The sequence below is a fragment of the Escherichia sp. MOD1-EC7003 genome, from assembly GCF_002965065.1.
Lineage (GTDB): Bacteria > Pseudomonadota > Gammaproteobacteria > Enterobacterales > Enterobacteriaceae > Escherichia.
Genome location: NZ_PTRE01000114.1, coordinates 38,150 through 64,965 on the forward strand (window position 1 = coordinate 38,150; position 26,816 = coordinate 64,965).

At 54.0% G+C, this 26,816-nt stretch carries 24 protein-coding genes and 2 pseudogenes; 21 read left to right on the plus strand and 5 right to left on the minus strand.

The window, feature by feature from the left end; all coding sequences use genetic code 11:
- The first annotated feature begins 9 nt into the window (after positions 1–9).
- From eutJ to eutR, 9 genes and pseudogenes are all read left to right on the plus strand, one after another.
- On the plus strand, positions 10–846 hold the full coding sequence (eutJ, locus tag A7090_RS18810) for an ethanolamine utilization protein EutJ (RefSeq protein ID WP_105275154.1): 837 nt from the start codon (positions 10–12) through the stop codon (positions 844–846).
- Complete coding sequence (gene eutG, locus A7090_RS18815) at positions 836–2,023, plus strand: ethanolamine utilization ethanol dehydrogenase EutG (protein WP_105275155.1); 1,188 nt, start codon at positions 836–838, stop codon at positions 2,021–2,023. Before eutJ ends, eutG begins: the two co-directional genes overlap by 11 nt.
- A gap of 474 nt (positions 2,024–2,497) precedes the next feature.
- The gene (eutH, locus tag A7090_RS18820) at positions 2,498–3,724 is read left to right on the plus strand and encodes an ethanolamine utilization protein EutH (protein ID WP_105275156.1); all 1,227 of its coding nucleotides are present in this window, start codon (positions 2,498–2,500) and stop codon (positions 3,722–3,724) included.
- Positions 3,721–5,124 carry an ethanolamine ammonia-lyase reactivating factor EutA gene (gene eutA / locus A7090_RS18825; RefSeq protein WP_105275157.1) on the plus strand — a complete coding sequence of 468 codons (1,404 nt, stop codon included), beginning with the start codon at positions 3,721–3,723 and terminating at the stop codon, positions 5,122–5,124. The genes eutH and eutA overlap by 4 nt, the downstream gene beginning before the upstream one ends.
- A gap of 11 nt (positions 5,125–5,135) precedes the next feature.
- Positions 5,136–6,497 carry an ethanolamine ammonia-lyase subunit alpha gene (eutB, locus tag A7090_RS18830; RefSeq protein WP_105275158.1) on the plus strand — a complete coding sequence of 454 codons (1,362 nt, stop codon included), beginning with the start codon at positions 5,136–5,138 and terminating at the stop codon, positions 6,495–6,497.
- 20 nt (positions 6,498–6,517) lie between these two features.
- Positions 6,518–7,405, plus strand: coding sequence for an ethanolamine ammonia-lyase subunit beta (gene eutC / locus A7090_RS18835; RefSeq protein ID WP_105275159.1), 888 nt, complete (start codon positions 6,518–6,520; stop codon positions 7,403–7,405).
- Between the two features lie 9 nt (positions 7,406–7,414).
- On the plus strand, positions 7,415–8,074 hold the full coding sequence (gene eutL / locus A7090_RS18840; RefSeq protein WP_105275160.1) for an ethanolamine utilization microcompartment protein EutL: 660 nt from the start codon (positions 7,415–7,417) through the stop codon (positions 8,072–8,074).
- 12 nt (positions 8,075–8,086) lie between these two features.
- A complete protein-coding gene (eutK, locus tag A7090_RS18845; RefSeq protein ID WP_105275161.1) occupies positions 8,087–8,587 on the plus strand; it encodes an ethanolamine utilization microcompartment protein EutK in 501 nt (166 codons plus the stop codon).
- Between the two features lie 45 nt (positions 8,588–8,632).
- Positions 8,633–9,540, plus strand: a pseudogene (gene eutR / locus A7090_RS18850) (HTH-type transcriptional regulator EutR).
- A 5-nt stretch (positions 9,541–9,545) separates the two neighbouring features.
- On the opposite strand, the gene hemF reads toward eutR, so the two are convergent.
- Entirely contained in the window at positions 9,546–10,445 is a 900-nt protein-coding gene (gene hemF / locus A7090_RS18855) for an oxygen-dependent coproporphyrinogen oxidase (protein ID WP_105275175.1), read from the minus strand.
- A gap of 3 nt (positions 10,446–10,448) precedes the next feature.
- Positions 10,449–11,318 (minus strand): N-acetylmuramoyl-L-alanine amidase AmiA, encoded by an 870-nt coding sequence (amiA, locus tag A7090_RS18860; RefSeq protein ID WP_105275162.1) that lies wholly within the window; start codon positions 11,316–11,318, stop codon positions 10,449–10,451.
- Positions 11,319–11,531: 213 nt separating this feature from the next.
- Between amiA and A7090_RS18865 the strand changes: the two genes are divergently transcribed.
- The 4 genes from A7090_RS18865 to yfeX all read left to right on the plus strand — a co-directional run bounded on the left by A7090_RS18865 (position 11,532) and on the right by yfeX (position 14,430).
- Positions 11,532–11,957, plus strand: a complete 426-nt coding sequence (locus A7090_RS18865; protein ID WP_000406000.1) for a GNAT family acetyltransferase — start codon at positions 11,532–11,534, stop codon at positions 11,955–11,957.
- Positions 11,944–12,393, plus strand: a complete 450-nt coding sequence (locus tag A7090_RS18870; RefSeq protein WP_105275163.1) for a DUF2919 domain-containing protein — start codon at positions 11,944–11,946, stop codon at positions 12,391–12,393. The genes A7090_RS18865 and A7090_RS18870 overlap by 14 nt, the downstream gene beginning before the upstream one ends.
- Before the next feature lie 466 nt (positions 12,394–12,859).
- Positions 12,860–13,435 (plus strand): RpoE-regulated lipoprotein, encoded by a 576-nt coding sequence (locus tag A7090_RS18875; protein WP_105275164.1) that lies wholly within the window; start codon positions 12,860–12,862, stop codon positions 13,433–13,435.
- A 95-nt stretch (positions 13,436–13,530) separates the two neighbouring features.
- Positions 13,531–14,430 (plus strand): porphyrinogen peroxidase, encoded by a 900-nt coding sequence (yfeX, locus tag A7090_RS18880; protein ID WP_105275165.1) that lies wholly within the window; start codon positions 13,531–13,533, stop codon positions 14,428–14,430.
- A 1,331-nt stretch (positions 14,431–15,761) separates the two neighbouring features.
- Here yfeX and pbp4b read toward each other — a convergent pair.
- From pbp4b to murQ, 3 genes are read right to left on the minus strand one after another with little or no spacing between them, the layout of a single operon-like run.
- Positions 15,762–17,066, minus strand: a complete 1,305-nt coding sequence (pbp4b, locus tag A7090_RS18885; RefSeq protein WP_105275166.1) for a penicillin binding protein PBP4B — start codon at positions 17,064–17,066, stop codon at positions 15,762–15,764.
- 4 nt (positions 17,067–17,070) lie between these two features.
- Positions 17,071–18,495, minus strand: a complete 1,425-nt coding sequence (murP, locus tag A7090_RS18890; RefSeq protein WP_105275167.1) for a PTS N-acetylmuramic acid transporter subunit IIBC — start codon at positions 18,493–18,495, stop codon at positions 17,071–17,073.
- Positions 18,496–18,498: 3 nt separating this feature from the next.
- On the minus strand, positions 18,499–19,395 hold the full coding sequence (murQ, locus tag A7090_RS18895; protein ID WP_105275168.1) for an N-acetylmuramic acid 6-phosphate etherase: 897 nt from the start codon (positions 19,393–19,395) through the stop codon (positions 18,499–18,501).
- Positions 19,396–19,558: 163 nt separating this feature from the next.
- On the opposite strand from murQ, the gene murR reads away from it, so the two are divergent.
- The 8 genes and pseudogenes from murR to A7090_RS18940 form a co-directional block, all read left to right on the plus strand.
- The gene (murR, locus tag A7090_RS18900) at positions 19,559–20,416 is read left to right on the plus strand and encodes an HTH-type transcriptional regulator MurR (protein WP_105275169.1); all 858 of its coding nucleotides are present in this window, start codon (positions 19,559–19,561) and stop codon (positions 20,414–20,416) included.
- A gap of 128 nt (positions 20,417–20,544) precedes the next feature.
- Positions 20,545–21,336, plus strand: a complete 792-nt coding sequence (gene ucpA / locus A7090_RS18905) for an SDR family oxidoreductase UcpA (RefSeq protein WP_105275170.1) — start codon at positions 20,545–20,547, stop codon at positions 21,334–21,336.
- Positions 21,337–21,639: 303 nt separating this feature from the next.
- A complete protein-coding gene (gene cysP, locus A7090_RS18915; RefSeq protein WP_105275171.1) occupies positions 21,640–22,656 on the plus strand; it encodes a thiosulfate/sulfate ABC transporter substrate-binding protein CysP in 1,017 nt (338 codons plus the stop codon).
- Complete coding sequence (gene cysT / locus A7090_RS18920; RefSeq protein WP_000458406.1) at positions 22,656–23,489, plus strand: sulfate/thiosulfate ABC transporter permease CysT; 834 nt, start codon at positions 22,656–22,658, stop codon at positions 23,487–23,489. Before cysP ends, cysT begins: the two co-directional genes overlap by 1 nt.
- Complete coding sequence (cysW, locus tag A7090_RS18925; RefSeq protein WP_105275172.1) at positions 23,489–24,364, plus strand: sulfate/thiosulfate ABC transporter permease CysW; 876 nt, start codon at positions 23,489–23,491, stop codon at positions 24,362–24,364. Before cysT ends, cysW begins: the two co-directional genes overlap by 1 nt.
- Positions 24,354–25,448: a sulfate/thiosulfate ABC transporter ATP-binding protein CysA gene (gene cysA, locus A7090_RS18930; RefSeq protein ID WP_105275173.1), complete on the plus strand. Its 1,095-nt coding sequence runs from the start codon at positions 24,354–24,356 to the stop codon at positions 25,446–25,448. Before cysW ends, cysA begins: the two co-directional genes overlap by 11 nt.
- Before the next feature lie 119 nt (positions 25,449–25,567).
- Entirely contained in the window at positions 25,568–26,479 is a 912-nt protein-coding gene (gene cysM / locus A7090_RS18935) for a cysteine synthase B (RefSeq protein WP_105275174.1), read from the plus strand.
- Positions 26,480–26,674: 195 nt separating this feature from the next.
- Positions 26,675–26,816 (plus strand): annotated as a pseudogene (locus A7090_RS18940) (IS256 family transposase); the annotation flags it as partial.

Below are 26,816 nucleotides of genomic sequence, written 5' to 3' on the forward strand. Positions count from 1 at the left end.
GAGTAACCGATGGCGCACGACGAACAATGGCTCACTCCACGTCTGCAAACGGCGGCAACGCTGTGTAACCAGACGCCTGCCACGACGGACTCTCCACTGTGGCTGGGGGTGGATCTGGGCACCTGCGATGTGGTGTCGATGGTTGTCGACCGCGACGGGCAGCCAGTGGCGGTATGTCTCGACTGGGCTGATGTGGTCCGCGACGGCATCGTCTGGGATTTCTTCGGTGCAGTCACGATTGTTCGTCGCCATCTCGACACTCTCGAGCAGCAATTCGGTCGTCGTTTTAGCCATGCGGCGACTTCATTTCCTCCAGGTACGGACCCGCGTATTTCCATCAACGTGCTGGAGTCTGCCGGGCTGGAAGTGGGCCATGTGCTGGATGAGCCAACCGCAGTTGCGGATCTGTTGCAACTGGACAACGCCGGCGTAGTGGATATCGGTGGCGGCACCACCGGCATTGCCATCGTTAAGCAAGGCAAAGTGACTTACTCAGCAGATGAAGCCACCGGTGGGCATCACATCTCTCTGACCCTCGCCGGAAATCGTCGTATTTCGCTGGAAGAGGCAGAGCAGTACAAGCGCGGTCATGGTGAGGAAATTTGGCCCGCGGTGAAACCGGTGTACGAAAAAATGGCCGACATTGTTGCCCGGCATATTGAAGGGCAGGGCATTACTGATTTATGGCTGGCGGGCGGTTCCTGTATGCAACCGGGCGTAGCGGAACTGTTTTGCAAACAATTCCCGGCGTTACAGGTGTATTTACCGCAGCACAGTTTGTTTATGACCCCGCTGGCGATCGCCAGTTGCGGGCGAGAGAAAGCGGAGGGGCTATATGCAAAATGAATTGCAGACCGCGCTCTTTCAGGCGTTCGATACCCTGAATCTGCAACGGGTAAAAACATTTAGTGTTCCACCGGTGACGCTTTGCGGTCCGGGCGCGGTGAGCTGTTGTGGGCAGCAAGCGCAAACGCGTGGGCTGAAACATCTGTTTGTGATGGCAGACAGCTTTTTGCATCAGGCAGGGATGACGGCCGGGCTAACGCGCAGCCTGGCCGTAAAAGGCATCGCTATGACGCTCTGGCCATGTCCGGTGGGTGAACCGTGCATCACTGATGTGTGTGCCGCTGTGGCGCAACTGCGTGAGTCAGGTTGTGACGGGGTGATCGCGTTTGGTGGTGGCTCGGTGCTGGATGCGGCGAAAGCCGTGTCGCTGTTGGTGACGAACCCTGATAGCACACTGGCAGAGATGTCAGAAACCAGCGTTCTGCAAGCACGCCTGCCGTTGATTGCCATTCCAACTACCGCAGGAACCGGCTCTGAAACCACCAACGTAACGGTGATTATCGACGCGGTGAGCGGGCGCAAGCAGGTGTTAGCACATGCCTCGCTGATGCCGGATGTGGCGATTCTCGACGCCGTGCTGACCGAAGGTGTGCCGTCGCATGTCACGGCGATGACGGGTATTGATGCGTTAACCCATGCCATTGAAGCGTACAGCGCACTGAACGCCACACCGTTTACCGACAGTCTGGCGATTGGCGCTATTGCGATGATTAGCAAATCGCTGCCGAAAGCGGTGGGCTACGGTCACGACCTTGTCGCACGCGAGAGTATGTTGCTGGCTTCATGTATGGCGGGAATGGCGTTTTCCAGCGCCGGACTTGGATTATGCCATGCGATGGCGCATCAGCCGGGCGCGGCGCTGCATATTCCGCACGGTCTGGCGAACGCCATGCTGCTGCCAACGGTGATGGAATTTAACCGGATGGTCTGTCGTGAACGTTTTAGTCAGATAGGTAGGGCGCTGCGAAGTAAAAAATCTGACGATCGTGATGCTATTAACGCGGTAAGTGAGCTGATTGCGGAAGTTGGGATCGGTAAACGACTGGCTGATGTGGGGGCAACAACCGGACATTACGGCACATGGGCGCAGGCCGCGCTGGACGATATTTGTCTGCGTAGCAACCCGCGTACCGCCAGCCTGGAGCAGATTGTCGGCCTGTACGCAGCGGCGCAATAAATGCCGGACATGTAGGGTGGATAAGGCGTTTACGCCGCATCCACCAGTGGCGCGGTGCAGATGCCGGATGCGGCGCTTGCCGCGCCTTATCCGGCCTACGGAACGCACATGTAGGGTGGATAAGGCGTTTACGCCGCATCCACCAGTGCCGCGGTGCAAATGCCGGATGCGGCGCTTGCCGCGTCTTATCCGGCCTGGGGGATTGCACATGTAGGGTGGATAAGGCATTTGCGCCGCATCCACCAGTGCCGCGGTGCAAATGCCGGATGCGGCGCTTGCCGCGTCTTATCCGGCCTACGGAACGCACACGTAGGGTGGATAAGGCGTTCACGCCGCATCCACCAGTGGCGCGGTGCAGATGCCGGATGCGACGCTTGCCGCGCCTTATCCGGCCTACGGGATTGCACATGTAGGACGGATAAGGCGTTTACGCCGCATCTGCCAATAAATAACAACTAACAGGGAGTAAAGGCGATGGGAATTAACGAAATCATCATGTACATCATGATGTTCTTTATGCTGATAGCAGCCGTAGACAGGATCCTGTCGCAGTTCGGCGGTTCTGCTCGTTTCCTCGGTAAATTCGGTAAAAGTATCGAAGGATCGGGCGGGCAGTTTGAAGAAGGCTTTATGGCAATGGGCGCACTGGGCCTGGCGATGGTCGGTATGACCGCGCTGGCACCGGTACTGGCCCATGTACTCGGACCGGTAATTATCCCGGTTTACGAAATGCTCGGCGCAAACCCGTCAATGTTCGCTGGAACACTGCTGGCGTGCGATATGGGCGGTTTCTTCCTCGCCAAAGAGCTGGCAGGCGGCGATGTGGCGGCGTGGCTATACTCAGGTTTGATTCTGGGTTCGATGATGGGGCCAACGATTGTATTCTCCATTCCCGTGGCGCTCGGCATTATCGAACCTTCTGACCGTCGCTATCTGGCGCTCGGCGTGCTGGCGGGCATTGTGACCATTCCGATTGGCTGTATCGCTGGTGGTCTGGTAGCTATGTATTCCGGTGTACAGATCAACGGCCAGCCGGTGGAATTCACCTTCGCCCTGATCCTGATGAACATGATCCCGGTGTTAATTGTCGCGGTGCTGGTAGCGCTGGGTCTGAAATTCATCCCGGAAAAAATGATCAACGGCTTCCAGATCTTCGCCAAATTCCTCGTTGCATTGATAACGATTGGTCTTGCGGCCGCAGTAGTGAAATTCCTCCTTGGCTGGGAACTGATCCCAGGTCTGGACCCGATCTTTATGGCTCCAGGCGATAAACCCGGTGAAGTGATGCGCGCCATTGAAGTTATCGGTTCTATCTCCTGCGTTCTGTTAGGTGCGTACCCAATGGTCCTGCTGCTGACCCGCTGGTTTGAAAAACCGCTAATGAGTGTCGGTAAATTACTGAATGTGAACAATATTGCGGCGGCTGGCATGGTAGCAACACTTGCCAACAATATCCCGATGTTCGGCATGATGAAGCAGATGGATACCCGCGGCAAAGTGATCAACTGCGCCTTCGCCGTTTCCGCTGCTTTCGCCCTTGGCGACCACTTAGGCTTCGCCGCTGCCAACATGAACGCCATGATCTTCCCGATGATTGTCGGCAAGTTGATCGGCGGTGTCACGGCGATTGGCGTGGCGATGATGCTGGTGCCGAAAGATAACGCGGCACAAGTGAAAACCGAAGCGGAGGCACAATCGTGAACACTCGCCAGCTACTGAGCGTCGGTATCGATATCGGCACCACCACCACCCAGGTGATCTTCTCCCACCTGGAGCTGGTTAACCGTGCGGCGGTGTCGCAGGTGCCGCGCTACGAATTCATCAAACGCGAAATTAGCTGGCAAAGTCCGGTGTTCTTCACGCCTGTCGATAAACAGGGCGGTTTAAAAGAAGCGGAGCTGAAAACCTTAATCCTTGAGCAATATCAGGCCGCGGGCATTGCGCCGGAAAGCGTCGACTCCGGGGCCATCATCATCACCGGTGAAAGCGCGAAAACTCGCAATGCCCGTCCGGCGGTGATGACGCTCTCCCAGTCGCTGGGTGATTTTGTAGTCGCCAGCGCTGGGCCGCATCTGGAATCGGTAATTGCGGGTCACGGTGCTGGGGCGCAAACCCTCTCTGAACAACGATTGTGTCGGGTACTGAATATCGACATCGGCGGCGGCACCGCGAACTACGCGCTGTTCGATGCCGGAAAAATCAGCGGTACTGCCTGCCTCAACGTCGGTGGTCGCCTGCTGGAAACCGACAGCCAGGGACGCGTGGTTTACGCTCATAAACCGGGGCAGATGATTGTGGATGAGTGCTTCGGTGCAGGCACCGACGCCCGTTCGCTGACCGGCGCACAGCTGGTGCAGGTTACCCGGCAGATGGCAGAACTGATTGTCGAAGTGATTGACGGAACGCTCTCGCCGCTCGCGCAGGCATTGATGCAAACCGGTTTGCTGCCCGCAGGTGTTACGCCAGAAATCATTACGCTTTCTGGTGGCGTGGGCGAATGTTATCGCCACCAGCCTGCCGATCCGTTCTGTTTTGCCGATATTGGTCCGCTGCTGGCAACGGCGCTGCATGACCATCCGCGCCTGCGTGAGATGAACGTGCAGTTTCCGGCGCAAACCGTGCGCGCTACGGTGATTGGCGCGGGTGCACATACTCTTTCGCTCTCTGGCAGCACTATCTGGCTTGAGGGGGTACAACTGCCGCTGCGCAATTTGCCGGTGGCGATCCCCATTGATGAAACGGATCTGGTGAGTGCCTGGCAACAGGCGCTAATTCAACTGGATCTTGATCCCAAAACTGACGCGTATGTGCTGGCGCTTCCCGCCTCGCTGCCTGTGCGTTACGCCGCGGTACTGACGGTCATCAACGCGCTGGTCGATTTCGTCGCGCGTTTTCCGAATCCGCATCCCCTGCTGGTGGTGGCCGGGCAGGACTTTGGTAAAGCTCTGGGCATGTTATTGCGCCCACAGCTACAACAACTCCCGTTGGCAGTCATTGATGAAGTGATTGTCCGCGCGGGGGACTATATCGACATTGGTACGCCTCTTTTTGGCGGATCGGTTGTGCCGGTGACGGTGAAATCACTCGCATTTCCTTCCTGAGGGAACGACTTATGAAACTAAAGACCACATTGTTTGGCAATGTATATCAGTTTAAGGATGTAAAAGAGGTGCTGGCTAAAGCCAACGAACTGCGTTCGGGGGATGTGCTGGCGGGGGTTGCTGCGGCAAGTTCACAGGAGCGCGTGGCGGCAAAACAGGTGCTGTCGGAAATGACGGTAGCGGATGTTCGCAATAACCCGGTAATTTCCTATGAAGAAGATTGTGTAACGCGTCTGATTCAGGATGACGTTAACGAAACGGCCTACAACCAGATTAAAAACTGGAACATCAGCGAACTGCGTGAGTACATCCTGAGCGATGAAACCAGCGTGGACGACATTGCCTTTATCCGTAAAGGGCTGACCTCGGAAGTGGTCGCGGCGGTGGCGAAGATTAGTTCTAACGCGGACCTAATCTACGGCGCGAAGAAAATGCCGGTGATCAAAAAGGCCAATACCACCATCGGTATTCCAGGCACTTTCAGCGCCCGTTTACAACCGAACGACACCCGTGATGACGTACAAAGTATCGCTGCGCAAATCTACGAAGGGCTGTCTTTCGGGGTGGGCGATGCGGTGATCGGCGTTAACCCGGTGACTGACGACGTGGAAAACTTAAGCCGCGTGCTCGACACCGTGTATGGCGTGATCGACAAATTCAACATTCCCACCCAGGGCTGCGTGCTGGCGCACGTCACCACGCAAATTGAAGCCATTCGTCGCGGCGCGCCGGGCGGGCTGATTTTCCAGAGTATCTGCGGCAGCGAAAAAGGGCTGAAAGAATTCGGTGTGGAACTGGCGATGCTCGACGAAGCGCGCGCAGTGGGCGCGGAGTTCAACCGTATCGCTGGGGAAAACTGCCTCTACTTCGAAACCGGACAAGGTTCTGCGCTGTCAGCGGGCGCCAACTATGGCGCGGACCAGGTGACGATGGAAGCGCGTAACTACGGTTTGGCGCGTCATTACGATCCGTTCATCGTCAACACCGTGGTGGGCTTTATTGGGCCGGAGTATCTCTACAACGACCGCCAGATTATCCGTGCGGGCTTAGAAGATCACTTTATGGGCAAGTTGAGCGGCATATCTATGGGCTGTGACTGCTGCTACACCAACCACGCTGATGCTGACCAGAATCTCAATGAAAACCTGATGATTCTGCTCGCCACCGCAGGCTGCAACTACATCATGGGGATGCCGCTGGGCGATGACATCATGCTCAACTACCAGACCACGGCCTTCCACGACACCGCCACTGTGCGTCAGTTACTGAATCTGCGTCCGTCACCGGAGTTTGAACGCTGGCTGGAAAGCATGGGCATTATGGCAAACGGTCGCCTGACCAAACGGGCGGGCGATCCGTCACTGTTCTTCTGATGACGCGGAGATAACACATCATGGATCAAAAACAGATTGAAGAAATTGTACGCAGCGTGATGGCGTCAATGGGACAAGCGGCCCCCGCGCCGTCAGAAGCAAAATGCGCTACCACAACGTGTGTTGCGCCAGTTACCGCTGAAAGCTGCGCGCTGGATTTAGGTTCCGCAGAAGCAAAAGCGTGGATTGGCGTTGAAAATCCGCATCGCGCCGACGTATTAACGGAACTGCGCCGCAGTACTGTGGCTCGTGTGTGTACGGGGCGTGCCGGTCCGCGTCCGCGTACCCAGGCGCTGTTGCGTTTCCTCGCCGATCACTCACGTTCGAAAGATACCGTGCTGAAAGAAGTCCCGGCAGAGTGGGTGAAAGCCCAGGGCTTGCTGGAAGTGCGTTCCGAAATCAGTGACAAAAATCTTTACCTCACTCGCCCGGATATGGGCCGTCGCTTGTGTGCTGAAGCTGTTGAAGCGTTGAAAGCGCAGTGTGTCGCCAATCCAGACGTACAGGTAGTGATCTCCGATGGCCTGTCCACTGACGCGATCACCGTGAACTATGAAGAGATCTTGCCGCCGCTGTTGGCTGGCCTGAAACAGGCCGGACTGAAAGTCGGCACGCCATTCTTCGTGCGCTATGGTCGCGTGAAGATTGAAGACCAGATTGGCGAAGTGCTTGGTGCGAAAGTGGTGATCCTGCTGGTCGGTGAACGCCCCGGCTTGGGGCAGTCTGAAAGTCTCTCCTGCTACGCCGTATATTCTCCGAGCGTGGCGACCACCGTTGAGGCCGATCGTACCTGTATCTCTAACATCCACCAGGGCGGTACCCCACCAGTTGAAGCGGCGGCAGTCATTGTGGATTTGGCAAAACGTATGCTGGAGCAGAAAGCATCCGGCATCAATATGACCCGTTAAGGAGGCATCATGCCAGCTTTAGATTTGATTCGACCGTCTGTTACCGCTATGCGGGTTATTGCCTCCGTTAACACGGAATTTGCACGTGAACTGAAGTTACCGCCGCATATTCGTAGCCTGGGGCTGATATCTGCCGATTCTGATGACGTGACGTATATCGCTGCTGACGAAGCGACGAAACAGGCGATGGTTGAAGTGGTTTATGGTCGCTCTCTGTATGCCGGGGCAGCGCATGGTCCGTCACCGACTGCCGGTGAAGTGCTGATTATGCTGGGCGGGCCAAATCCGGCAGAAGTCCGTGCGGGTCTGGATGCGATGGTTGCGCATATTGAAAACGGCGCGGCGTTCCAGTGGGCCAACGATGCGCAAGATACGGCATTCCTCGCGCATGTGGTTTCACGTACGGGTTCTTATCTTTCGTCAACCGCCGGAATTACGCTCGGCGATCCGATGGCATATCTGGTGGCACCGCCGCTGGAAGCGACCTACGGCATTGATGCAGCCCTGAAGTCTGCCGACGTGCAACTGGTGACCTATGTACCGCCGCCGTCAGAAACCAACTATTCAGCGGCATTTTTAACCGGTAGTCAGGCAGCGTGTAAAGCGGCCTGTAACGCCTTTACCGATGCAGTGCTGGAAATCGCGCGTAATCCAATCCAGCGCGCGTAACGGAGGTTGCCGATGATCAATGCACTGGGATTGCTGGAAGTGGACGGCATGGTGGCCGCGATAGATGCAGCGGATGCCATGCTCAAAGCCGCTAATGTGCGTCTGCTCAGTCACGAAGTGCTTGACCCTGGTCGCTTAACGCTGGTGGTGGAAGGCGATCTGGCGGCGTGTCGTGCGGCGCTGGACGCAGGTTGTGCTGCCGCGATGCGTACAGGGCGCGTCATCAGTCGTAAGGAGATCGGTCGGCCAGACGATGACACCCAGTGGCTGGTTACAGGCTTTAACCGCCAGCCGAAGCAACCAGTAAAGGAACCCGACGCGCCATCTAGTGTCGCGGAGTCTGCTGATGAGTTGCTGGCGCTGTTAACATCAATACGTCAGGGAATGACGGCAGGAGAAGTGGCTGCCCACTTTGGCTGGCCGCTCGAAAAAGCCAGAAATGCGCTCGAACAGCTCTTTTCTGCCGGGACGTTACGTAAACGCAGTAGTCGTTATCGTCTCAAGCCCCATTAACCTGTCGGAGGTGCCGGGTGTCATATAACACCCGGCATTAACATCATGAAAAAGACCCGTACAGCCAATTTGCACCATCTTTATCATGAACCCTTATCCGAAAACCTGAAGCTCACGCCGAAGGTTGAAGTGGATAATTTTCATCAACGACAGACAACGGATGTCTATGAACATGCATTGACGATTACCGCCTGGCAGCAGATTTACGATCAACTGCATCCAGGTCAGTTTCATGGTGAATTTACGGAAATCCTGCTCGATGATATTCAGGTTTTCCGTGAATACACCGGTCTGGCGCTGCGCCAGTCGTGTCTGGTCTGGCCGAATTCTTTCTGGTTTGGTATCCCAGCGACGCGCGGCGAACAGGGATTTATTGGCTCGCAATGTCTGGGAAGTGCAGAAATTGCTACGCGACCAGGCGGCACCGAGTTTGAATTAAGTACGCCGGACGATTACACGATCCTTGGCGTGGTGCTTTCTGAAGATGTCATTACCCGGCAGGCTAACTTTTTGCATAATCCGGATCGGGTATTACATATGCTGCGTAGCCAGTCGGCGCTGGAAGTGAAAGAGCAGCATAAAGCCGCGCTGTGGGGCTTTGTCCAACAGGCGCTGGCGACTTTTTGCGAGAACCCGGAAAATCTTCATCAGCCCGCAGTGCGTAAAATACTGGGAGATAATTTTTGTGTAATCAACTGTATGTCAGCCGTCGCACGCTACAAAACGCGTTTCACGCTATTTTGGGGATTGGCCCGAACACCTGGCTAAAACGCATTCGCCTGAATGCCGTGCGCCGCGAACTGATAAGCCCATGGTCGCAAAGCATGACAGTAAAAGACGCCGCCATGCAGTGGGGATTCTGGCATCTGGGGCAGTTTGCTACTGATTATCAGCAACTGTTTGCCGAGAAACCGTCGTTGACGTTGCATCAGCGGATGTGGGAGTGGGGGTGAGGTAATCACACCCAATCCCTGACCTTAATAAACTCACTCAACGCCGCTTCCGGACTGCTTTCTTCCGGCTGATAGTCATACTCCCAGCGTACCAGCGGTGGCATTGACATCAGAATAGACTCCGTGCGCCCGCCGGTTTGCAGACCGAACAAAGTGCCGCGATCCCATACCAGGTTGAACTCAACATAGCGACCGCGACGGTACAACTGGAAATTGCGCTCGCGCTCGCCGTAGACCATCGCTTTGCGTCGTTCAACAATCGGTAAATAAGCGTCGGTGTAGCCTTTACCTACCGCCTGCATAAAGGCAAAACAGTGGTCGAAATCTGGCGTGTTCAGGTCGTCAAAGAACAGGCCGCCAATGCCGCGCTGTTCATCACGATGCTTGAGGTGGAAGTATTCGTCGCACCACTTTTTGTAACGCGGATAAACGTCGTCGCCAAATGGCAGGCAAAGGTCACGGGCGGTGCGGTGCCAGTGAATAGCATCTTCTTCAAAACCATAAAAAGGGGTTAAGTCGAATCCACCGCCAAACCACCAGACGGGATCGGCGCCCGGTTTTTCGGCAATAAAAAAGCGCACATTCGCGTGGCTGGTGGGAACGTACGGATTATGCGGATGCACTACCAGCGAAACGCCCATCGCTTCGAAACTGCGCCCGGCAAGTTCCGGACGATGAGCGGTGGCTGAAGCAGGCATCGCCTCACCGTGGACATGAGAAAAGTTGACGCCCGCCTGCTCGAAAACACCACCATTACGCAACACCCGACTACGCCCACCGCCGCCAGCTTCGCGCTGCCAGCTATCTTCGACAAAATTTGCTCCATCGACAGCGCTCAGTTGCTGACAAATCGTATCCTGAAGGTTGAGCAGGAACTGTTTAACCAGGTGTGCGTTGGGTTTCATCACTTACCGCTTTCTCGAGTGTGCTTTCTGGTTGTCAAACCAGTGGAAATAACTGATCACGCCTTCGGCAATCGCTGTGGCGATTTTCTGGCGAAATGCCGCCGTACCTAACAGCCGCTCTTCTTCCGGGTTGGTGATAAACGAGGTTTCCACCAGTACCGAAGGAACAGACGGCGATTTCAACACCACAAACGCGGCTTGTTCGGTGTTGCGGCTGTGCAGTTTATGCACCGGCTTAATCTTCTTCAGAATATGTGAGCCGAGCGTCAGGCTGTTTTTAATCGTATCGGTTTGCACCAGATCAAACAGCACTTGTTGCAATAGGTGATCCTTATCCGTCGCTTTTTTACCGGCAACTTCATCGGCGCGGTTTTCGCGTTCAGACAGGTATTTCGCCATTGCGCTACTTGCGCCGCGGTTAGAAAGGGCAAATACCGACGCACCGGCAGCTTTCGGGTTGGTAAAGCCGTCGGCGTGAATCGACATAAACAGATCTGCGCCATGTTTATGGGCGATTTCAACGCGATCGTAAAGCGGGATAAACGTATCACCAGAACGCGTTAAACGTGCATCAATGCCATGATTACGCAATATGGAACGGACGTTTTTGGCAATCGCCAGCACCACATGTTTTTCTTTCGAGCCGTTGCGACCAATCGCTCCAGTATCAATACCACCGTGGCCTGGGTCGAGAACAACGACACGTTTGCTGCCGCTTTTTTTGGCTTTTGGCTTACTGTGTCCGTTACTGGTTTTTAAAGATTCTTCTTTGGCGATGGCTTGCGACATCCCTGACAACGTCAGGGCAGCCAATCCGGCTTTCAGCACCTGGCGGCGCGAAGTGAGTGTTTTTAGTGGTTTAAAAGTGCTCATACGGCCTGAGTTGTAATAATAAGATTCCAGATGTTATATCGTATCGCGTAATCCGTTACGACCGTTTGCTGTTGAGAATTGTTTTACGTTTCATTTCAATAGTTGACAACTCCCTATTATGCCACTTTTTCAACCGATTTTCGTCAGATATTGGCTAATTCGACCGTTCACGCCATAATCAGCGTTTTAACCCGCAAAAAGGTAACGAATACCATGGAGATACGCGTATTTCGCCAGGAAGATTTCGAAGAGGTCATCACCCTTTGGGAGCGTTGCGACTTGCTGCGTCCGTGGAACGATCCGGAAATGGACATTGAGCGTAAGATGAACCATGACGTCAGTTTGTTTTTGGTCGCTGAGGTGAACGGTGAAGTGGTCGGAACGGTGATGGGCGGTTATGACGGGCATCGCGGGTCTGCTTATTATCTTGGCGTGCATCCTGAGTTTCGTGGGCGTGGCATTGCCAATGCGCTGCTTAATCGGCTGGAGAAAAAACTGATTGCTCGCGGCTGTCCGAAAATTCAGATCAATGTGCCGGAAGATAACGACATGGTGCTCGGAATGTATGAACGCCTTGGATATGAGCACGCCGACGTGCTGAGTCTGGGTAAGCGTTTGATTGAAGATGAAGAGTACTGAGTTTCATCCTGCCCATTATGATGCGCACGGACGCCTGCGTTTACCCTTCCTCTTCTGGCTTGTGCTACTGCTTCAGGCGCGAACCTGGGTACTGTTTGTCATTGCCGGTGCGTCGCGTGAGCAGGGCACTGCGCTATTGAATCTGTTTTATCCCGATCACGATAATTTCTGGCTGGGGTTGATTCCCGGCATCCCGGCGGTAATGGCGTTTTTACTGAGCGGTCGGCGGGCTACATTTCCTCGTACCTGGCATGTACTCTATTTTCTGTTGCTGTTAGCACAGGTGGTATTACTTTGTTGGCAGCCGTGGCTGTGGTTGAACGGTGAATTCGTTAGCGGCATCGGTTTGACGCTGGTGGTGGTGGATATAGTGGCGCTAATCTGGCTTTTGACCAATCGACGATTACGCGCTTGTTTTAATGAAGAAAAAGAATAACGCAGAGGTGCGCTTTGTTTATGCCGGATGCGGCGTGAACGCCTTATCCGGCCTACAAAACATCGAAAATTCAATACATTGCAGGAGAAAGTAGGCCTGATAAGCGTAGCGCATCAGGCAATTAGAATAACGCAGAGGTGCGCTTTGTTTATGCCGGATGCGGCGTGAACGCCTTATCCGGCCTACAAAACATCGAAAATTCAATACATTGCAGGAGAAAGTAGGCCTGATAAGCGTAGCGCATCAGGCAATTAGAATAACGCAGAGGTGCGCTTTGTTTATGTCGGATGCGGCGTGAACGCCTTATCCGGCCTACAAAACATCGAAAATTCAATATATTGAAGGAGAAAGTAGGCCTGATAAGCGTAGCGCATCAGGCAATTTTGTGTTTGTCATCAACCTTTAACGGCACTTTTTGGTGAATTTGCACTCCAAGCAACGTTATTGAATAACCAAAGGAAGTGATATGAAATCGCTGCGTTTAATGTTATGCGCTATGCCGTTGGTGCTGACCGGCTGTTCCACGATGTCGTCAGTTAACTGGTCTGCCGCTAATCCGTGGAACTGGTTTGGGTCGTCCACCAAAGTGAGCGAGCAGGGCGTTGGTGAATTAACGGCGTCCACACCACTGCAAGAACAAGCCATTGCCGATGCGCTTGATGGCGATTATCGCCTGCGCAGCGGAATGAAAACCGCGAACGGCAATGTGGTATGCTTTTTTGAAGTGGTGAAAGGCGACAACGTGGCGATGGTGATTAACGGCGATCAGGGCACCATCAACCGCATTGATGTACTGGATAGTGATATTCCTGCGGACACGGGTGTTAAAATCGGTACAGCGTTTAGCGGCCTTTACAGCAAAGCATTTGGCAATTGCCAAAAAGCAGACGGTGATGATAATCCTGCCGTTGAATGTCAAGCCGAAGGCAGTCAACATATTAGCTATCAGTTCAGCGGGGAATGGAGTGGTCCTGAAGGGTTAATGCCTTCGGACGATACCCTGAAAAACTGGAAAGTCAGTAAAATTATCTGGCGGCGTTAATTTGCGTCTGAACAAGCCGCCGCCGCGAAAAAACACGTAAAATAGCGCCCAACAATGCCACGGATTGCGTGGCATTCTTATTTTCAGGAGGAACAATGTCTCAGGTTCAGAGTGGCATTTTGCCAGAACATTGCCGCGCGGCGATTTGGATCGAAGCCAATGTTAAAGGGGAAGTTGACGCCCTGCGTGCGGCCAGTAAAACATTTGCCGACAAACTGGCAACTTTTGAAGCGAAATTCCCGGACGCGCATCTTGGTGCGGTGGTTGCCTTTGGTAACAACACCTGGTGCGCTCTGAGCGGCGGTGTTGGGGCCGAAGAGTTGAAAGATTTTCCGGGCTACGGTAAAGGCCTTGCACCGACGACCCAGTTCGATGTGTTGATCCACATTCTTTCTCTGCGTCATGACGTAAACTTTTCTGTCGCCCAGGCGGCGATGGAAGCTTTCGGCGACTGCATTGAGGTGAAAGAAGAGATCCACGGTTTCCGTTGGGTGGAAGAGCGCGATCTGAGCGGTTTTGTTGATGGCACGGAAAACCCGGCGGGTGAAGAGATGCGTCGCGAAGTGGCGGTTATCAAAGACGGCGTGGATGCGGGCGGCAGCTATGTGTTTGTGCAGCGTTGGGAGCACAACCTGAAGCAGCTCAACCGGATGAGCGTTCACGATCAGGAGATGATGATCGGGCGCACCAAAGAGGCCAACGAAGAGATCGACGGCGACGAGCGTCCGGAAACTTCTCACCTGACCCGCGTTGATCTGAAAGAAGATGGTAAAGGGCTGAAGATTGTTCGTCAGAGCCTGCCGTACGGCACCGCCAGCGGCACGCACGGTCTGTACTTCTGCGCCTACTGCGCGCGTCTGCATAACATTGAGCAGCAACTGCTGAGCATGTTTGGCGATACCGATGGCAAACGTGATGCGATGTTGCGTTTCACCAAACCAGTAACCGGCGGCTATTACTTCGCGCCGTCGCTGGACAAGCTGATGGCGTTGTAAGCGTTTCTGATTCAATGAGTAAAGGCCAGGCTGTAACATTACTAACTGGCCTCAGATTGTTGATCAAGTGCGCGTTGTACACGCCGGATGCGGCGTGAACGCCTTATCCGACCTACGAAATCGTGCTAATTCAATATATTGCGGGCTCCGCGTAGGCCTGATAAGCGTAGCGCATCAGGCAGTTTTGCGTTTGTCAGCACTTTCAGGCCTGGCGGTAACATTACTGACTGGCCTCAGATTGTTGACCAAGTGCGCGTTGTACACGCCGGATGCGGCGTGAACGCCTTATCCGGCCTACGAAATCGTGCTAATTCAATATATTGCGGGCTCCGCGTAGGCCTGATAAGCATAGCGCATCAGGCAGTTTTGCGTTTGTCAGCACTTTCAGGCCAGGCAGTAACATTACTGACTGGCCTCAGCTTGTTGACCAAGTGCGCGTTGTACACGCCGGATGCGGCGTGAACGCCTTATCCGGCCTACGAAATCGTGCTAATTCAATATATTGCGGGCTCCGCGTAGGCCTGATAAGCGTAGCGCATCAGGCAGTTTTGCGTTTGTCAGCACTTTCAGGCCAGGCAGTAACATTACTGACTGGCCTCAGATTGTTGACCAAGTGCGCGTTGTACACGCCGGATGCGGTGTGAACGCCTTATCCGGCCCACGAAATCGTGCTAATTCAATATATTGTGGGTTCCGCGTAGGCCTGATAAGCGTAGCGCATCAGGCAGTTTTGCGTTTGTCAGCACTTTCAGGCCAGGCGGTAACATTACTGACAGGCCTCAGATTGTTGATCAAGTGCGCGTTGTACACGCCGGATGCGGCGTGAACGCCTTATCCGGCCTACGAAATCGTGCTAATTCAATATATTGCGGGCTCCGCGTAGGCCTGATAAGCGTAGCGCATCAGGCAGTTTTGCGTTTGTCAGCACTTTCAGGCCAGGCAGTAACATTACTGACTGGCCTCAGATTGTTGACCTGGTGCGCGTTGTACACGCCGGATGCGGCGTGAACGCCTTATCCGGCCCACGAAATCGTGCTAATTCAATATATTGCGGGTTCCGTGTAGGCCTGATAAGCGTAGCGCATCAGGCAGTTTTGCGTTTGTCAGCACTTTCAGGCCAGGCAGTAACATTACTGACTGGCCTCAGATTGTTGACCTGGTGCGCGTTGTACACGCCGGATGCGGCGTGAACGCCTTATCCGGCCCACGAAATCGTGCTAATTCAATATATTGCGGGCTCCGCGTAGGCCTGATAAGCGTAGCGCATCAGGCAGTTTTGCGTTTGTCAGCACTTTCAGGCCAGCTAGTAACATTACTGACTGGCCTTTTTATTACTTCTGCTTTAGCGCCGCATACACCTGATCAACTACCCAACCATAAGTTGCAATCGGCAACTGACCGCTTTCGAACATATTAGGATTCTTTTGTGGATCGGCTACCGGTGAATGCGGCTTGTTGCTTAACATCACAATCGCCATATGATTCACCGGATCGATAACGGTCACCGTCCCGGTCCAGCCAGTGTGACCGTAGGTTTGCGGGCTTGCCAGCGTGCCAAATGTCGGTGTCATGGTTGCAGTACCATTCACGCGCCAGCCGAGGCCAAAAGTGGCGTCTTCCTTAGAACTGGTGGTGAACATCTTCACCGTTTCCGCACTGAACAGCTTCACATCGCCATAGCCACCGTTGTTCAGCATCGTCTGCATTAACACCGCAATATCGCCGGTATTGGAAAATAAACCAGCGTGCCCGGAAACGCCGCCCATCGAATAAAAGGCTTTTTCATCGTGCACCTGGCCCAAGATCGTGGAGGTGCGAATATTCGGGAAGTGGATCACACCATCGCGGGTATTGCCGTTCAGTTCCGTCGCGGCAATTTGCTGCGGTTTAAAGCCTTTCAGTAGCGGATTAAACACCGTGTGCGTCAGGCCGAGCGGGCGATAAATCGACTCTTCAACATAGCGGTCAAGCGGCTGACCGGTGACCGACTCGACGATAAAGCCGAGCAGCATATAATCGACATCGCTGTAGATGTGCTTGCTGCCGGGCTGATACTCAAGCGGCGTGCGTTTAATCATCTCCAGCGTCTGGCCTTTATCCTGAGAATATAACGCGCCCGCGACGGCTTTATTCGGGTATTGCGGATCGGCCGGAAACCCGCCGCTGTGATGCAGCAGGTCAGAAATCCGCAGCGTACTTTTGCCTTTAATCGTATCGTTGGGACTATCGGCAAATCCCGGAATATATTTCGCAATCAGATCGTCAGGATGCAGTTTGCCTTCGCTCATCAGCTTTTGCAGGGCAAAGTTAGTCGCGTACATCTTGGTGTTAGAGGCGAGGTCATACAACGTCTCGGTGGTGGCTTTTACAGGCTGCGCCATCAACACGCTGCCATCGTACTTTTTCGCCGCGCCCCAGGCTTTACGATACACAATCTGATTATCTTTAATAATCAGCAGGTTTACGCCGGGATAACCTGCGTCCACCTGCTGGTTAATCCAGCGATCCATCTGGTTAAGCCGTTCGACGTTGAACCCTGCTTTCTCTGGCGTACTTTCTGTCAGAACAGGGTATTTTGCGGCGCTGACGCTACAGTTGACAGCCAGCAGAGAAAGATAGAGCATTGTCCGTTTCATAATATCAGTCCAGATTGATGTTACGGCAACCAAAGAGCGTGGTGAAAATAAACCCACAAATCCATGCCACCAGAATCCCGCCCGCATAAACCGCCATTGCCGGAAGGATGCCTTGCGCGGAAGTCATTAGCGGCAGCGCCACCAGGCCAGACGGTCCGAATGCGCTGTTTAAGCCCATCGGCAGACCCCACCATGCGGCCAGGCCGATAAACAAACCTCCCGCCGCGCCACCCAGACAGGCGGTAACAAACGGCTTCATTCGCGGTAATGTCACGCCATAAATAAGCGGCTCACCAACGCCCAGTAGACCGGGAATAATTGCGCCTCGCACCTGGCTACGTAACGCACTGTGCGGTTGTGCACGCCAGTAGAGTGCCAGTGCTGCGCCCACCTGGCCCGCGCCTGCCATCGAAAGGATCGGGAACAGGCTGTTGAATCCCTGACTGTCCATTAAGGCCAGGTAGACGGGAATAAAGCCCTGATGTACGCCAAACACCACGGCAATCAGGAACAGTCCAGCCAATACTGCGCAACCGAGCGGATTACTGTTCAGGTGCATAAATAGCCAGGACATGCCTTCGAATAACCAGCCACCCAGCGGCATAATCACCAGATACGCCAACGTGGCGGTGATCAGTAGAGTGATTAACGAGGTTAGCAGCATGTCGAGATCGTCCGGCATAAAGCGACGGACCATGCCTTCAATACGAGCGCAGGCCCACGCGGCAATCAGCACGCCGATAATATTGCCGCGTGGATCGATGGGCAGGCCGAAGAAATCGTGAAAACCAGCGTAGTAACCGGTGGTGGCTGCGGGGTTATAACCGAGCAAAAAGAGTGCGGCAATAATCGCGCCATTTACGCCCGTACCGCCAAATGCCTGAGCGGCGTTATAGCCCACCAGTATCACCAGGAAGGTGAACAAGCCTTTACTGAACACCTTCACGAAATTCAGTGCGTCGGGCAGCGTGCCCTGAGCATCTGCCGGAACGTGCATCACCGTGGCGATTAGCGTCGCTATTCCCAGTAGCAGACCCGCAGCGATAAAACCGGGGATCAGTGGCGTGAAGATGGTGGCGAATTTGGCGAGAAATTGTTGCACGCCGGAAGTTTGTTTGGCTTTTAACTGGCGTTTATTCTGCGCGGCGATTTCCGCAGCATCCTGTATCGGAGCTTCGCCCAGTAGCTCGCTCATCGCTTTTGCGGCACGATGCGCTTTGCCTGGGCCAAAAACGACCTGTACCTGATCGCTGGTTAAAATGACGCCTTTCACGCCCTCCAGCGTTTTGATATTGGGATCAACCAGTGAACTGTCATGTACACCCAGACGCAGGCGCGTCATACAGTTACCACAACTGGCGATATTTCCCGGTCCACCGACACGGGTAAGAATGGTGTTCAGAAGTTCACTGCTGATCTCTTTGGCCATGGGTTATTCCTTGTCTAAAACCTGACGAATAAAGCCGCTGTGTTGATCCAGGCGTTTTTTAGCTTCTGCGGCATCAAGATTTTTCAGCACCATCACAATGGCCGTTTTACAGTTGCGCTCGCAAGCAATTAATGCCGCTTCCGCTTGTTCGGCATTACATCCGGTGGCGTTTTTGACGATATTGACCTGGCGTACATGCAATTTTTCGTTGGTGGCGACCACATCGACCATCAGGTTGCCGAACACTTTGCCGGATTTAATCATCAGCCCGGTGGAGAGCATATTGAGCACCAGTTTCTGCGCCGTGCCTGCTTTCATTCGCGAAGAACCGGTTACGACCTCAGCACCAACCACTGGGGTAATGGCAAACTCTGCGGTGGTGGAAACAGCACTCCCCGGATTGCAGGAAATTCCCACTGTACGGCAGCCGATCTGGCGTGCGTATTCCAGCCCGGCAATCACATACGGCGTACGGCCACTGGCAGCAATGCCAACCACCACATCCTGCGCGGTTAAGCCGATATTTTTCAGATCATTAACACCGCCTTCCCGGCTATCTTCCGCACCTTCCACCGCGTGCTGAATGGCATATTCGCCGCCAGCAATCAAACCAACCACCAGGCCCGGTTTCACGCCGTAGGTGGGTGGACATTCACTGGCATCAAGAATACCCAGACGACCGGATGTTCCCGCACCGAGATAAATCAGACGGCCACCGCCGCTTACCTGGGCGTGAATAACATCGATCGCTACTGCGATATCCGGTAGTACGCGCTCAACGGCGAGCGGTACGGTTTTATCTTCGTCGTTGATAATCCGGCACATTTCCAGCGTCGATACGCGGTCAATTTCAGCCGAGGCGGCGTTCGAGCCTTCGGTAATCATTTTTTCAAGTTGCATCGGTGGTGACCTTACTATTTACGATCAAATAATTGCAGATGGATGGAATCATATATCCCGAATTGACAGACTTAAAGGAATCATTGAGTCTACACTTGCAGAGTGTGAAGAGCGTCATAAGAACTTAAGCGGAATTTTTGCTGCCAGCCCAGGAGAGTGGAAGATGTTGTATCTGACGAAAATACGCAATGCGGAAAGTGAATTTACCGAGAACGAGCAAAAAATTGCTGACTTTCTGCAGGCCAAAGTGAGTGAGCTGAAATCTGTCTCTTCGCGCAAGATGGCGAAACAGCTCGGCATCAGCCAGTCGAGTATTGTGAAGTTTGCCCAGAAGCTCGGCGCACAAGGGTTTACTGAATTGCGTATGGCGTTAATTGGCGAATACAGTGCCAGCCGGGAGAAAACGAATGCCACGGCGCTGCACCTGCACAGTTCGATTACCAGTGATGATTCGCTGGAGGTGATCGCGCGCAAACTGAATCGTGAAAAGCAGCTGGCACTGGAGCAAACCTGTGCATTGTTTGACTACACGCGACTGCAAAAAATCATTGAGGTCATCAGTAAAGCGCCATTTATCCAGATAACTGGCCTGGGCGGTTCAGCACTGGTGGGGCGCGATTTGTCGTTCAAACTGATGAAAATTGGCTATCGGGTGGCCTGCGAAGCCGACACGCACGTACAAGCCACCGTTTCCCAGGCGCTGAAAAAAGGCGATGTACAAATTGCTATCTCTTACAGCGGCAGTAAAAAAGAGATTGTGCTGTGCGCCGAGGCAGCACGAAAGCAGGGGGCAACGGTGATTGCCATTACCTCGTTAACTGACTCCCCGCTGCGGCGGCTGGCGCATTTCACCCTCGATACTGTTTCTGGCGAAACCGAATGGCGTAGTTCATCGATGTCCACCCGCACAGCGCAAAACTCTGTTACCGATTTACTGTTTGTTGGCCTTGTGCAACTCAATGATGTCGAGTCATTGAAAATGATTGAGCGCAGCAGTGAGCTAACGCAGCGCCTGAAATGATGCATAAAGCAGCGACTGGATTGAGATTTTCCTGAATTAGTGAGCTGATCCGCAGCAATATTTTGTTTATCCTGTATTTTCAGAGGGAATGGAGTGTAACGCTCTGTATTAACAAGGAGAGCATTAAAATGGGTAAACTCACGGGCAAGACAGCACTGATTACGGGCGCATTGCAGGGAATTGGCGAAGGAATTGCCAGAACTTTTGCGCGTCATGGCGCAAACCTAATCTTGCTGGATATCTCCCCTGAGATCGAAAAGCTGGCTGACGAACTGTGTGGTCGTGGTCATCGCTGTACGGCGGTTGTCGCCGATGTGCGTGACCCGGCGTCGGTAGCCGCAGCTATCAAGCGCGCGAAGGAAAAAGAAGGGCGCATTGATATTCTGGTGAATAACGCAGGCGTTTGTCGTCTGGGCAGTTTCCTCGACATGAGCGATGACGATCGCGATTTCCATATTGATATCAATATTAAAGGCGTATGGAACGTCACGAAGGCGGTGCTGCCGGAGATGATTGCCCGCAAAGATGGTCGCATTGTGATGATGTCTTCTGTCACTGGCGATAGGGTGGCTGATCCGGGTGAAACGGCGTACGCCTTAACGAAAGCGGCGATTGTTGGCCTGACTAAATCGCTGGCGGTGGAGTACGCGCAGTCTGGTATTCGCGTTAACGCCATCTGCCCTGGATACGTCCGCACGCCAATGGCAGAAAGCATTGCCCGCCAGTCGAACCCGGAAGATCCAGAATTGGTGCTGACTGAAATGGCAAAAGCAATCCCGATGCGTCGTCTCGCCGATCCGCTGGAAGTCGGCGAACTGGCAGCCTTCCTCGCCTCGGATGAATCAAGCTATTTAACCGGTACACAGAATGTGATTGATGGCGGCAGCACACTGCCGGAGACGGTTAGCGTCGGCATCTGATTCACTTCTGTTTCCTCCCTGCATTTGTGGGGAGGATTTCGTCTTGAACTAAGTTCACCAGGCTATTTTATTTGTCATTTTGGCCCCGGGCAGTGCTCGAAATCCTCACGTACTATGTGTACGCTCCGGTTTCTCCGCGCTGTTCGTGTCCAAACTGACTGCAACAATTACGCCTGTTGAACCAAGTTCTTATTCCCTTTTCAACTTCCAAATCACCAAACGGTATATAAAACCGTTACTCCTTTCACGTCCGTTATAAATATGATGGCTATTAGAAAGTCATTAAATTTATAAGGGTGCGCAATGGCCGTTAACTTACTGAAAAAGAACTCACTCGCGCTGGTCGCTTCTCTGCTGCTGGCGGGCCATGTACAGGCAACGGAACTGTTGAACAGTTCTTATGACGTATCCCGCGAGCTGTTTGCCGCCCTGAATACCCCGTTTGAACAGCAATGGGCAAAAGATAACGGTGGCGACAAACTGACGATAAAACAATCTCATGCCGGGTCATCAAAACAGGCGCTGGCGATTTTACAGGGCTTAAAAGCCGACGTTGTCACTTATAACCAGGTGACCGACGTACAAATCCTGCACGACAAAGGCAAGCTGATCCCCGCGGACTGGCAGTCGCGCCTGCCGAATAATAGCTCGCCGTTCTACTCCACCATGGGCTTCCTGGTGCGTAAGGGCAACCCGAAGAATATCCACGACTGGAACGATTTGGTGCGCTCCGACGTGAAGCTGATTTTCCCGAACCCGAAAACGTCCGGTAACGCGCGTTACACCTATTTAGCCGCATGGGGCGCAGCGGACAAAGCTGACGGTGGCGATAAAGCCAAAACCGAACAGTTTATGACCCAGTTCCTGAAAAACGTTGAAGTGTTCGATACCGGCGGTCGTGGCGCGACCACCACTTTTGCCGAGCGCGGCCTGGGCGATGTGCTGATTAGCTTCGAATCGGAAGTGAACAACATTCGTAAACAGTATGAAGCGCAGGGCTTTGAAGTGGTGATTCCGAAAACCAACATTTTGGCAGAATTCCCGGTGGCGTGGGTCGATAAAAACGTGCAGGCCAACGGTACGGAAAAAGCCGCCAAAGCCTACCTGAACTGGCTCTACAGCCCGCAGGCGCAAACCATCATCACCGACTATTACTACCGCGTGAATAACCCGGAAGTTATGGACAAACTGAAAGATAAATTCCCGCAGACCGAACTGTTCCGCGTGGAAGACAAATTTGGCTCCTGGCCGGAAGTGATGAAAACCCACTTCAACAGCGGCGGTGAATTAGACAAGCTGTTAGCGGCGGGGCGTAAGTAATGTTTGCAGTTTCTTCAAGACGCGTGCTGCCGGGCTTTACCTTAAGCCTCGGCACCAGTCTGCTGTTTGTTTGCCTGATTTTGCTGCTGCCGCTCTCCGCACTGGTGATGCAACTGGCTCAGATGAGCTGGGCGCAGTACTGGGAGGTAATCACCAACCCGCAGGTGGTCGCGGCCTACAAAGTTACGCTGCTGTCAGCGTTTGTGGCATCAATTTTTAACGGCGTTTTCGGCCTGCTGATGGCGTGGATCTTAACCCGCTATCGCTTTCCGGGCCGCACGCTGCTTGATGCGCTGATGGATTTACCCTTTGCGCTGCCAACGGCGGTTGCCGGTTTGACGCTGGCCTCGCTCTTTTCCGTGAACGGTTTTTACGGTGAATGGCTGGCGAAGTTTGATATCAAAGTCACCTATACCTGGCTGGGGATTGCGGTGGCGATGGCCTTTACCAGTATTCCGTTTGTGGTGCGCACGGTACAGCCAGTGCTGGAAGAGTTAGGCCCGGAATATGAAGAAGCGGCAGAAACGCTCGGTGCAACGCGCTGGCAGAGTTTCTGCAAAGTGGTGCTGCCGGAGCTTTCTCCGGCGCTGGTGGCGGGTGTGGCGCTGTCGTTTACCCGTAGTCTTGGTGAGTTTGGCGCGGTGATATTTATCGCCGGGAACATCGCCTGGAAGACGGAGGTGACGTCGCTGATGATTTTTGTGCGCTTACAGGAGTTTGATTACCCGGCGGCAAGCGCGATTGCCTCGGTGATCCTCGCGGCATCCCTGCTGCTGCTGTTCTCAATTAACACTCTGCAAAGTCGCTTTGGTCGGCGTGTGGTAGGTCATTAATGACGGAAGTTACCCAATTGAAGCGTTATGATGCGCGCCCGATTAACTGGGGCAAATGGTTTCTGATTGGCATCGGGATGCTGGTTTCGGCGTTCATCCTGCTGGTGCCGATGATTTACATCTTCGTGCAGGCGTTAAGTCTTGGGCTGATGCCAGTTTTACAGAATCTGGCCGATCCGGACATGCTGCACGCCGTCTGGCTGACGGTGATGATTGCGCTGATTGCCGTACCGGTAAACCTGGTGTTCGGCATTCTGCTGGCCTGGCTGGTGACGCGCTTTAACTTCCCTGGACGCCAGTTACTGCTGACGCTACTGGACATTCCGTTTGCCGTGTCGCCAGTAGTTGCCGGTCTGGTGTATTTGCTGTTCTACGGCTCTAACGGCCCGCTCGGCAGCTGGCTGGATGCACATAATCTGCAAATTATGTTCTCCTGGCCGGGAATGGTGCTGGTCACTATCTTCGTGACGTGTCCGTTTGTAGTGCGCGAGCTGGTGCCGGTGATGTTAAGTCAGGGCAGCCAGGAAGACGAAGCGGCGATTTTGCTTGGCGCGTCTGGCTGGCAGATGTTCCGTCGCGTCACATTGCCGAACATCCGCTGGGCGCTGCTTTATGGTGTGGTGCTGACTAACGCCCGCGCGATTGGCGAGTTTGGCGCGGTGTCGGTGGTTTCCGGCTCCATTCGCGGTGAAACCCTGTCGCTGCCGTTACAGATTGAATTGCTGGAGCAGGACTACAACACCGTTGGCTCCTTTACCGCCGCCGCGCTGTTGACGCTGATGGCGATTATCACCCTGTTTTTAAAGAGTATGTTGCAGTGGCGCCTGGAGAATCAGGAAAAACGTGCGCAGCAGGAGGAACATCATGAGCATTGAGATTGCCAATATTAAGAAGTCGTTTGGTCGCACCCAGGTGCTGAACGATATCTCACTGAATATTCCTTCTGGTCAGATGGTCGCGTTGCTGGGACCGTCCGGTTCCGGAAAAACTACGCTGCTGCGCATTATTGCCGGGCTGGAGCATCAAACCAGCGGGCATATCCGCTTCCACGGCACCGACGTTAGCCGCTTGCACGCGCGCGATCGCAAAGTCGGTTTCGTGTTCCAGCATTACGCGCTGTTCCGTCATATGACGGTGTTCGACAATATCGCCTTTGGCCTGACGGTGCTGCCGCGTCGCGAGCGCCCGAATGCGGCGGCGATCAAAGCGAAAGTGACAAAATTGCTGGAAATGGTCCAGCTTGCCCATCTGGCTGAACGCTTCCCGGCGCAGCTTTCCGGCGGTCAGAAACAGCGTGTGGCGCTGGCGCGTGCGCTGGCTGTAGAACCGCAAATTCTGCTGCTTGATGAACCGTTTGGTGCGCTGGATGCGCAGGTGCGTAAAGAGCTGCGTCGCTGGCTGCGTCAACTCCACGAGGAGCTGAAATTCACCAGTGTGTTCGTTACTCACGATCAGGAAGAGGCGACCGAAGTAGCCGATCGTGTGGTGGTGATGAGCCAGGGCAATATCGAACAGGCTGATGCGCCGGATCAGGTATGGCGCGAACCAGCGACCCGTTTTGTGCTCGAATTTATGGGCGAAGTGAACCGTCTGCGTGGCACCATTCGCGGTGGGCAGTTCCACGTTGGCGCACATCGCTGGCCACTGGGGTATACACCTGCGTATCAGGGGGCGGTGGATCTCTTCCTGCGCCCGTGGGAAGTGGATATCAGCCGCCGCACCAGCCTTGAATCGCCGCTGCCGGTACAGGTGCTGGAAGCCAGCCCGAAAGGCCACTACACCCAATTAGTCGTGCAGCCGCTGGGGTGGTACAACGAACCGCTGACGGTCGTGATGCATGGTGACGACGCCCCGCAGCGTGGTGAGCGTTTATTCGTTGGTCTACAACATTCGCGGCTGTATAACGGCGACGAGCGTATCGAGTCTCATGAGACGCTTGCTCTGGCAGAAACGGCCTGATAGGTTAATTTGCAGGTTTATCGCCCGGTGGCGCTTCGCTTACCGGGCCTACAGCGTATGTCGTGGTTTTGTAGGCCGGGTAAGCGAAGCGCCACCCGGCTTTTTCTTGGACAGAAAACGTGAACACATTAGAACAAACCATCGGCAATACGCCGCTGGTCAAATTACAACGTCTGGGGCCGGATAATGGCAGTGAAGTGTGGTTAAAGCTGGAGGGCAATAATCCGGCTGGTTCGGTGAAAGATCGCGCGGCGCTATCAATGATTGTCGAGGCAGAAAAGCGCGGGGAAATTAAACCGGGTGATGTGTTAATCGAAGCCACCAGTGGTAACACCGGCATTGCGCTGGCAATGATTGCCGCGCTAAAAGGCTATCGCATGAAATTGCTGATGCCTGACAACATGAGCCAGGAACGCCGTGCGGCGATGCGTGCCTACGGTGCGGAACTGATTCTTGTCACTAAAGAGCAGGGCATGGAAGGCGCACGCGATCTGGCGCTGGAAATGGCGAATCGCGGTGAGGGTAAACTGCTCGATCAGTTCAATAATCCCGATAACCCTTACGCCCATTACACCACTACCGGGCCGGAAATCTGGCAGCAAACCGGCGGTCGCATTACCCATTTTGTCTCCAGCATGGGAACAACCGGCACCATCACCGGCGTGTCGCGCTTTATGCGCGAACAATCCAAACCAGTGACCATTGTTGGCCTGCAACCGGAAGAAGGCAGCAGCATTCCCGGCATTCGCCGCTGGCCTGCGGAATATCTGCCTGGCATCTTTAACGCTTCGCTGGTGGATGAGGTGCTGGATATTCACCAGCGCGATGCGGAAAACACCATGCGTGAACTGGCAGTGCGGGAAGGAATTTTCTGTGGTGTAAGCTCTGGCGGCGCGGTCACCGGTGCACTGCGCGTGGCAAAAGCCCACCCTGGCTCAGTGGTGGTAGCGATCATTTGCGATCGTGGCGATCGCTACCTTTCTACCGGGGTATTTGGGGAAGAGCATTTTAGCCAGGGAGCAGGGATTTAAGGACTAAATAGCATTGGGGACTGATGACAAACGCAAGACTGCCTGATGCGCTACGCTTATCAGGCCTACAAGGTTTCTGCAATATATTGAATTAGCACGATTTTGTAGGCCGGATAAGGCGTTTACACCGCATCCGGCGGGAGTGTTAGAAATTCTGTGTCATTCCAGTAATATACAATCAAAAAGGAATGACACATGTCCCAACCCTTCGATTTCGATAAAGCGCTTAAAGCACTCCAGTCCGGTCAGGCATTAACGGGCAAAGATGGTATTTTGACCCCATTAATCAAACAGTTAACTGAGGCCGCTCTGGCTGCTGAACTTGACTCACATATTG